The organism is Saccharopolyspora sp. NPDC000359, assembly GCF_040300525.1.
In the GTDB taxonomy this organism is placed as follows: Bacteria; Actinomycetota; Actinomycetes; order Mycobacteriales; family Pseudonocardiaceae; genus Saccharopolyspora.
This window is the reverse complement of sequence record NZ_JBEPDU010000029.1, coordinates 85,153-93,950: the sequence shown is the minus strand read 5'-3', so window position 1 is coordinate 93,950 and position 8,798 is coordinate 85,153. Positions and strand designations below refer to the sequence as shown.

Annotated in this window: 8 protein-coding genes; 2 read left to right on the top strand and 6 right to left on the bottom strand. The window is 70.1% G+C overall.

What is annotated here, in order from left to right; genetic code table 11:
* The 3 genes from ABT324_RS19635 to ABT324_RS19625 form a co-directional block, all read right to left on the bottom strand.
* Positions 1-277, bottom strand: a 277-nt coding sequence (locus ABT324_RS19635; RefSeq protein ID WP_351179180.1) for a hypothetical protein, incomplete at its 3' end; no start/stop codon positions are given.
* Between the two features lie 729 nt (positions 278-1,006).
* Complete coding sequence (locus ABT324_RS19630; protein WP_351179195.1) at positions 1,007-1,861, bottom strand: MauE/DoxX family redox-associated membrane protein; 855 nt, start codon at positions 1,859-1,861, stop codon at positions 1,007-1,009.
* Positions 1,861-3,744: an ABC transporter ATP-binding protein gene (locus tag ABT324_RS19625; RefSeq protein ID WP_351179177.1), complete on the bottom strand. Its 1,884-nt coding sequence runs from the start codon at positions 3,742-3,744 to the stop codon at positions 1,861-1,863. Before ABT324_RS19625 ends, ABT324_RS19630 begins: the two co-directional genes overlap by 1 nt.
* A 284-nt stretch (positions 3,745-4,028) precedes the next feature.
* Between ABT324_RS19625 and ABT324_RS19620 the strand changes: the two genes are divergently transcribed.
* Both ABT324_RS19620 and lanL read left to right on the top strand, forming a co-directional pair.
* Complete coding sequence (locus ABT324_RS19620; protein WP_170301320.1) at positions 4,029-4,199, top strand: SflA family class IV lanthipeptide; 171 nt, start codon at positions 4,029-4,031, stop codon at positions 4,197-4,199.
* 71 nt (positions 4,200-4,270) lie between these two features.
* Entirely contained in the window at positions 4,271-6,781 is a 2,511-nt protein-coding gene (gene lanL / locus ABT324_RS19615) for a class IV lanthionine synthetase LanL (protein WP_351179174.1), read from the top strand.
* A 62-nt stretch (positions 6,782-6,843) separates the two neighbouring features.
* Here the strand turns inward: lanL and ABT324_RS19610 are convergent, their stop codons facing one another.
* Genes ABT324_RS19610 through ABT324_RS19600 form a run of 3 tightly spaced genes read right to left on the bottom strand, consistent with a single transcriptional unit; the run spans position 6,844 to position 8,789 of the window.
* Positions 6,844-7,110: a ubiquitin family protein gene (locus ABT324_RS19610; protein WP_351179171.1), complete on the bottom strand. Its 267-nt coding sequence runs from the start codon at positions 7,108-7,110 to the stop codon at positions 6,844-6,846.
* A gap of 26 nt (positions 7,111-7,136) precedes the next feature.
* Entirely contained in the window at positions 7,137-8,000 is an 864-nt protein-coding gene (locus tag ABT324_RS19605) for a formylglycine-generating enzyme family protein (protein WP_351179168.1), read from the bottom strand.
* Between the two features lie 3 nt (positions 8,001-8,003).
* Positions 8,004-8,789: a class I SAM-dependent DNA methyltransferase gene (locus tag ABT324_RS19600; protein WP_351179165.1), complete on the bottom strand. Its 786-nt coding sequence runs from the start codon at positions 8,787-8,789 to the stop codon at positions 8,004-8,006.
* Positions 8,790-8,798: the final 9 nt, after the last annotated feature.

The following is an 8,798-nucleotide window of genomic DNA, read 5'->3' as shown; positions in this document are numbered from 1 at the left end:
ACTGATGCTTGCGGGCCAGACGGATCCGACGTTCCCACTCACCAATCCGCACCACCAACTCGCTGTCACTGCAAGACGACACCAACCCAGGCCACCCGCTCGACACGCCAGACACGCCCGGCGCGGCCTGAACGGCCTGCGCGGGCGCCTGCGCGGGCAGGCTCCCGGCCGCGACCACACCCACACCCGTACCCGGGGCAGGGGTCGCGTCCACAAACGTGGCCATCAGCGGTGTCATGACACCATTCTCCCAAGCATCGAACAAGAATTCGAGCACATCACCATCCCACAATCAGGTGATCAACACACCACCAGAATGCGAAAACCCTTGCAACACAGCAACAAAGCCGAACCACTTCACAGGAGTTCCCGCGCAGTCCGAGGAAGCCCACACGAGAACTGAAAACAGCTCGTAGCTGCAATACAGCCGCCGCTGTCGTCCAGCTGGAGCTGAAAGATGATCACGAGATAACAGGTCGTTCGAAGACACCGCGGGGAGGCTTTTGCGGTGCACCGGAGCTTTCGCGACGCACCGGAGGCGGACCCGGACAACGCCACGCCGCTCCACGCCACCAGGCGACCTCAAACCGCAACCAAACGCGAAGCAGTACAACGAATCCCGCTGCGAGTCCGCAACCCAATTCAAAACCGCCGGAACCCACCGGTGCCACCCCGCACGGCACAACCCCCCACCCAGTCCCGGCCACCTCGTCACCGGGAGCCGAGTCCAGAAACCGAGTCCGTCCCACACCGGGTCATCCCCGTGACATGAAGCCAAACAGGGGCTGGGTCCCGGATGTCAAGCCTGAAACCCCGCAGGGGCGGCCGCCAGGCCGGGCTTGACATCCGAAAACCAGCCCCCACAATCCCCCAAACCACGGGATGACCACCCCGCACGACACAACCGGCAACAAGCCCCAAGCACCCACCCCAGCAGCAGCCAACCCAAGAAACCACAACACACCAGCGCACCAACGAAAAGCCCCACAACGCCTGACTACCGGACTCACCCACCGGACAACAAAGCAGCAACCTGCTCCGGCCGACCAGCACCGCCGTGCGCCAACACAATGCCGCCCCCATCGGTGAGCACAGCATAGGGCGGCCCAGGCACACCGTTGGCCTCGAAGACGTCCGCCCCAGTAACCAACGGCAACTCGATCCCATGCGAGCCGAGGTACTCCCGCACCTCCACCGGATCCCCAGAGCTCACCAACACCACGGGAACCCGGTCAGCGGCCGCGCGGAACACAGGCAGCATCACCCGGCAGGCTCCGCAAAGGGGCGAGATGTAAGCGAAGAGAACACGGTCCCCACCCCCAGCGAAGGACGACACGTCGGCACCGATCACGAACCTCCCACCCACCACAGGACCGGTCGGCTTCCCCCGACGAGCAACCACTCCAACCACACCGAACACCACCGCAACCAGCACCGCGGCACCAACCAACTGCACGACCTCGATCGACACCCCAGCACTGAAGCCGCCCAACACCGCCAACACCAGCAGCAGCCCGGTGCGGGTCAGCGAAGCCACCCCAACCCGTTCCGAGTCCTGCAAACACCCGCACGGGACTTCCATGCCGCGGCGCACAACGCTACCCATACCGATCAGGAAAGCGCTGAACAGCACTGCGGCAACCGCCGACCCCCAGACCCGGGCCCCAGGGGCCACCAGCAACACCGCACCCACCACCTCCGCCCCGGCGACGACCCGCGCCACGACCGGGACCAGCCGAGCGGGCACGATCTGGTACCCCGCGACGGCTTCAGCGAACCGGCCGAGGTCGCGCAGCTTGCCGACCGCGGCGAAGGCCAGCACCCCGGCCACGGCCAACGCCGCCGAGGCGGACCAGGTCATCATGCCGAGCTCGGTTCTCGGTAGGCGGCTGCCTGCAGTTCGTAGAGCTGGGCGTAGCGACCGCCGGTGAGCAGCAGTTCGGCATGGGTGCCCTGCTCGACGACCCGGCCGCGGTCCAGAACGTAGATCCGGTCGGCGTAGCGGACGCTGGAGAGGCGGTGGGAGATCAGCACCACGGTGCGGTCTTCGGCGTGCTGCCGGATCCGCTCGAACAGGGCGTGCTCGGCGCGCGGATCCAGTGCCGAGGTCGGCTCGTCGAAGATCATCACGTCCGCGTCGCGGTAGAAGGCCCGGGCGATCGCGATGCGCTGCCACTGCCCGCCGGACAGGTCTTGGCCGTCGCGGAACCGCCGGTCCAGCAGGGTTTCGTAGCCGTCGCCGAGCCGGGCGAGCACCGCGTCGGCGCCGGCGGCGCGGGCCGCCTCGTCCATCCGCTCGTCGTCGCGAGGTCGGCCCATCGTGATGTTCTGCGCCGCGGTCAGCGGCCAGCGCGTGTGGTCCTGGGCGATCACCGAGATCCGTTCGCGCAGCACGTCACCCGAGACCTCCGCGAGGTCGACGTCGTTCCACCGGACCGCACCTGAGTTCGGGCGGTACAGCCCGGCCAGGAGCTTCGCGAGCGTGGTCTTGCCGGACCCGTTCTCCCCCACCAGCGCGACGACCTCACCGCGCTCGACCGCCACGCTCACCCCGTCGAGCGCGGGCGCGTCCGCTCCCGGGTAGGTGAAATGCACCGCGTCCGCCTCGATCCGGCGGAACGACTCCAGCTGCGCGGTGCGCTCGGGTGGTGCGAACCGCTCGGCCAGGGCGCAGAACTCCAGGTAGTCGCCGAAGTACAGCCCGGCCTCGTAGAGCTTGTTCACCGACTGCACCAGGCTGGTCAGCGACGACTGGCTGGCCCGGATGGTCAGCACCGCGGTGCCCACCACGGCCAGTGGGATGAAGCCGAACGCCAGCATCAGCCCCAGCGTGCCGTACACGGCGGCGAGCGCGATGCCGCCGAGCAGGTCGCCGGTCATCCGGGTGGTGGCGCGTTGCCATGCGACGTCGAGCTCCACCCGCTGCTCGTACTCGGCGATGCGGTCGTACTCGTCCAGCAGGAAGCCGCGCAGCGTGAAGGCCCGCACCTCGGCGGCGGGCGGTCGCTCGGCCATCAGGTCGGAGAGCAGGAACTTGCGCCGCCGCGCGGTGGAAACGCGCCGGAAGGCCGCGTAGCGCATCCGCGCCGAGCGCAGCGCGGCCCAGCCGTCCGGAACCGCCGTCACCAGCAGCAACGGCATCAGCGCCGGGTGCAGGATGCCCAGGGTGACCGCCGCCGAGAGCACCCCGATCGCTCCGGTGAGCACGTTGACGGTCATCTCGACGACGGTCGCGGAGTCGGGCACGCCGTTGTCCCGCGCCCGCTGCATCGAGTTGTGGAACTCCTCGTCGTCGAACGCGGTCAGCTCCACCTTCGTGGTCAGCCGGAACAGCCGGGTCTCGGCCAACCGCTCGACCTGCGGCTTCAGCCGCTCCTGGGCCCAGGTCGCGACCGCCAGCAGCCCCGCCCGCAGCCCGGCGGCCGCGGCCACCAGCAGCAGCGCGGGGATCGCCGCGCGGACCCGGTCCGCGGTAGCGCCGTCCGCGAACAGCGATTCCAGCACGTCATTGGTGGCCAGCAACCCGAAGGCGGTGAACAGGCCAGCCAGCACGTTGAGGCCGAGCGTGGCCGCCGTGTCCAGGCGGCTGGCCTGCCAGGCGACCCGGATCGCGTCGCGGACCAAGCCGGGCAGGCGCCGCGCGATGGCACCGAGCCCCGCGGACAACAGCTCGGCGTCGTGCGCCTGCCAGTACGGCACGACGAGATCGGTCGGCTCGACCGCGGTGCGGCGTCGCCACCTCATCCGCGGCGCCTGGTTCCCGGAGGTCGTGCCGGGCGACGACTTCTCCCCATCACGCCGGAGAAGTTAACCGAACCGACACCTCACTGCAAACAACTGTTGTTCCTCCGTTTGGCCCTAGGTCTTCGAAACCCGGTGTGCCAACAATTCCAGGGGTTGCACTGGGGGACGCACCGCGCAGTGGGGAGCGCGGTCACCCGAATTCGTTGGTGCGTAGGGAAATCCGCCGCCACCTGGGCAACCCCCCGTGACGTCCCGCCAGATCGGCGGGCGAGGAAGGAGCGATCATGCCCACCCTGCTGCTGGAACCCAGGGACGCGGGAACCGTTGAGATCGAGGACGTTTCGGTCGACTTCGAGGTGGACCTCAAGGAGGTCCTGCACGGCCCGCAGGCCTGCGTGAACACCTGCAAGCGCACGGTCTGCAGCAGCTGGCCCTGCTGTCCGTCCATCGTCTGACGGGTTCTCGCCAAGGCGGGGAGGTCCGCCGCGGACCTCCCCGCTGTCCGATTCGACCGGGAGGCAGCAGGATGAACAGCACGACCGATCTGCCCGACCGGCTGGCCCGGGACGCGGCGGCCGCTGGGCGGGAGGTAGCCGTCGACGAGACCTGGGTGAGCGTGCGCAGTCCCAGCGGTTCGGTGCCCGACCAGGGCTGGAAGCTGCACGTCTCGGCGCGGCCGGGCACCCTCGAGCAGACCGTCGACATCGTCCTGCCGCTGCTGCTCTCGCACGACTGCGACTTCAAGGTCGCGCGCTCTCCGGAGGTGCTGCGGGAGCTCAACTCCGGGGACGTCGACCCGGCCACCGTCGGCAAGGCGGTGACCGTCTACCCGCCACCGGACGATGTGGTGCGGTTGGGCGGTCTGCTGGCCGAGGCGCTGGCCGGGATGTCCGGTCCGCGGGTCGCCAGCGACCGCCGCGTCCGACCGGATTCCCCGGTGTACTACCGGTACGCGCCGTTCCGCCCGCAGTACCGGGTGGACGACAACGGGGACTTCGAACTCGTGGTGATCGGACCGGACGGCACCGCGCTGCCGGGGGCGGCCGGTCCGGAGTTCAGCTGCCCACCGTGGGCCACCGATCCGTTCCGCCCCACCGAGGACCCCACACCGCAGCGGGCAACCGTCCTCGGTGGCCGGTACCGGCTGACCTCCGGTGTCATGCGGGGGCCGCGCGGCAACGTCTACCGCGCCGTGGACCCCGACGGGCGGCAGGTGGTGGTCAAGGAGGCCCGCGCCCACGTCGGGGAGAACGTCAACGGCATCGACCTGCGGATGCAGATGCGCAACGAGCGGCGCGTGCTGCAGGCGCTGGACGGGGTCGACGGCGTGCCGCAGTTGCTCGACCACTTCCGGCACGGCGAGGACGAGTACCTGGTGACCACCGACGTCGGCACCCGCGACCTGAACCGGTACGTCGGCGAGCAGACAAGGTTCTTCGACGACGCCACCGGCCCGGACCAGGACCTGGGCCGGTTGGCCGCGCGGTTGGCCGAGGTGCTCGCCGCGGTGCACGAGCGCGGTGTGGTGGTGCGCGACCTCTCGCCGAAAAACGTGGTGCTCGACGAGGACGGCCGCTGCACGCTCATCGACTTCGGCAACAGCTACTTCGACGGGTTCCAGCTGCACGGGTGGACCCGCGGCTACAGCGTGCCCGACCAGCACACCGACCGCCCCGCGGTGCCCGCCGACGACTACTTCTCGCTGGGCGCGACGTTGTTCTTCGCCGCCACCGGGATCAACCCGATCGGCGTCGACCCCGACCCGGTGCGCAACCTGGAGCGCACCCTGGTGTGCCTGGACCGGCTGCACCCGGACGCAACGGGCGTTCGAGCGCTGATCCCGGGTCTGATGAGCCTGGACCCGGCCGAGCGCACCGCGACGTTCGAAGACCTACGCGCCCGGCGCACCATCCGCCGCGGACCCCGGCCCACACCACCCGACCTCTCCCCCGACCTGCTCGAATCCGTGCTGGCGCACACCGTCGGCGAGTGCGTGGCGGCGGCACGCGAGGTGATGTCGCAGCCGACCGACCGCGGAGAACCGCCCAAGACCAACGTCTACAGCGGATCGGCCGGGCTCGGGCTGGAGCTGCTGCACCACGCCGAGGGTGTCGAAGCCGGGATCGAGCTGGCCCGCTGGACGATCGGTGCCACGCCCCCGACGCGGCTGCCCGCGGCCCTGTACTTCGGCCGAACCGGCACCGAGATCTTCCTCGCCACCGCCCGCCGAACGGCACCGGACCTGCCACGAAACCCACCGGTCGAGCTGGGTGACGAGCGTGCCGACCACATCCACGGCCTCGCCGGGATCGGCGCGGGCCACCTCCTGCTGCACGCCCTGGAACCGGACGGCGGGCACTTGGCGGTCGCCGACGAGTGCGCCCGGCGGCTGCTGTCCGGGCAAACCCGGGAGGCCGAGGACGCGGTGCCCGCCGACCCGGAAACCGGTGTCGCGTTGGAGGCCGGTTTCGCGCACGGCGACGCCGGAATCGCGCACTTCCTGCTGCGCTACCACCAGCGCACCGGTGACGCAGCAGCGGAGGAAGCCGCCGCGAAGCGGTTCGAGGCGCTCGCCGACGAGTCGGCCGAGCTGATCCACGTCATGCGCCGCCGCCCCGCGCGACCGATGGCAGCCTCCTGGTGCCAGGGCATGTCGGGCATCTCGTCGGCCCTGCTCGCCGCCGCCCAGCACTGGGGCGAGGACCGCTACCTGGCGCTGGCCGAGGACGGTGCCCGCGCCTGCCTCGGCTTGGCGCCGCAGGCGTGGGTGGTCTCGCAGTGCTGCGGCCTGGCCGGGATCGGGGAAGCGCTCATCGACCTGGCCATCGCCACCGACGACGAGGAGTTCTGGCGCGGCGCCGAGGAGATCGCCGTCCACATGCTCGTCCGAAGCGGCGGTGAGTTCGAGAAGCCGGTGTTCCCGGACAACTCGCTGGAGACCTCCAGCGCACCGTGGTCCACCGGAACCTCCGGTGTCCTGTCCTTCCTCCGCCGACTGCACCGCCGCGACGGCGCCCGGCTCTGGACCCCCGGCTGAACCTCGCGCGGAGATCGCAACTGACGGAGGAGCTCACCTCCGCAGTCAGGTCCGCTCGGCGGCTACCCACCTGCCAGCGGGGGCACGACGTGCACCGTGCTGGTCTCCCCGACCAGCACGTCGTCCCTGCCGCGCCGCGGCACAGCCTCACCATCGAGGTAGACGTTGTAGTACTGGAAGGGCTCGCCGTTCTCCCCGACGATCCGGTGCCGGTACCGCGGCTCGGCTGCGGCGAACCGCTTCAAGACCTCGCCGAGCGGCCCGGAACCGCATGTGAAGGCCGATTGGGACCCCTGGGTCCACGCCGTCGACAGCACGATGGTCGCCATCTCACTCCCCTTGGTCCTGAACCACTTCACCCGTCCATCGCGCAGCGGAAGCCGAGCGCGAAGTTCGACCAGCCGTCCGGGTCCCCGTACATCCGCTCGGTGCAACGGACCTGGTACCGGAAGTTCATCCAGGAACCGCCGCGGATCGCCCGGTACCGGCCCATCACCGAGCGGATGGTCGGGTCGCACTCCTGACCGCCGCCGTAGGAACTGGCCGTCGACGACGTCCACTCGTAGACGTTGCCCGCCAGGTCCTGGCAGCCCGACGGGCTCGCACCGCGCGGGAACGCACCGACCGGTGTCGTCTGCGGAACCGGCCCGCCCTTGGCGTGCAGGCCCTGCCACCACCCCTTCCACTGCTCCAACGAGGTCAGCTCGCCGGCGTGGAACTCCGCGGTGTTCGCCCTCGTCCGGTCCCAGGTGTCGCCCCACGGCCAGAGCCTGCCAGTGCGCCCCCGGGCGGCGAATTCCCACTCGACCTCCGTGGGCAGCCGCTTGCCCGCCCAGGACGCGTAAGCAGCGGCATCTGGCCACGAGATGTGCACGACCGGGTGATCGTCGCGCTCGTCGGGGTCGACGCCCGGCCCGGCGGGGGCCGACCAGCACGCGCCCTCGAGTTCGGCCCAGTAGCGCTCGGTGTAGACCAAGCCGTAGCCGTTGCGCTCGGCATCTGTTCGGTAACCGGTGTCCCGGACGAATTCGCGGAACTGCGCCACCGTCACCGGGAACCGGTCGATCCGGTAGTCCGGCAGGACGACGGCGTGCGCCGCGGCCTCGTCGGCGAACCACTCCGGGGGGAAGGCCTGGCCCTCGGTCTGCAGCCAGTCCAGTTGGTCCGGCGGGGCACCGGGGGTGAACTCGCCCCCGGTGATCGTGATCATGTCCGTCATGGCTCAACACCGTTTCGCAGGGGCCGTGGTGCAACCGGTGCGCCGGACCGCGACGAACAGCCCGCGGCCCGTCAGCCAGCCAGGGCGGTAGTGGGCTTCGCAGTCAGCGGCTTCGAAGGCGGCGAGGTACTGGTCGCGGGTGAACAGGCTCATCACCTCGGTCTCGGTGAAGCGCCGGATCCCGGACGCGTTGGCCACCGACCACTCCACGTGCAGGTGGGTGGCGTCAGCCCGGCGCACCGAGTGCGACACCCGGGAGATGACGCGGTCGTCCAGCCTGACGAGGTCACCGCCGAGGTAGCCGTCGAGGAAGGTCTCCGGGAAGTACCACGGCTCCACGACCAGCACTCCACCCCGCACCAGGTGCTCGGCCATCGTGCGGACCGCGCGCCGCAGGTCAGCCGGAGTGGGGAGGAAGGCCGTGGAGGTGAACAGGCAGGTGACCACGTCGAACCGGCGGTCGAGCTGGAACGTCCGCATGTCCCCGGCGTGCACCGGGGTCTGGGGCGGGAGGCGCTCGACCGCCAGCTGCCGCATCGCGGGGGCGAGCTCGACGCCCTCGGTGTGGTCGAAGTGCTCGGTGAACTCCGCCAGGTGCGCCCCGGTTCCACAAGCCACGTCCAGCAACGAGGCCGCACCCGGGTGGTGGGAGCGCACGATCCGGGTTACGTCGCGCGCCTCGTCCTCCCAGCTCTTGCCGCGGTGCCGGTAGGTGAGTTCGTAGACCTCGGCGTGTTCGGGACCGAACGCACCCTTCGGCTCGTCTCCGAGAGCGGCGGGCACACTCATCGCTACCTC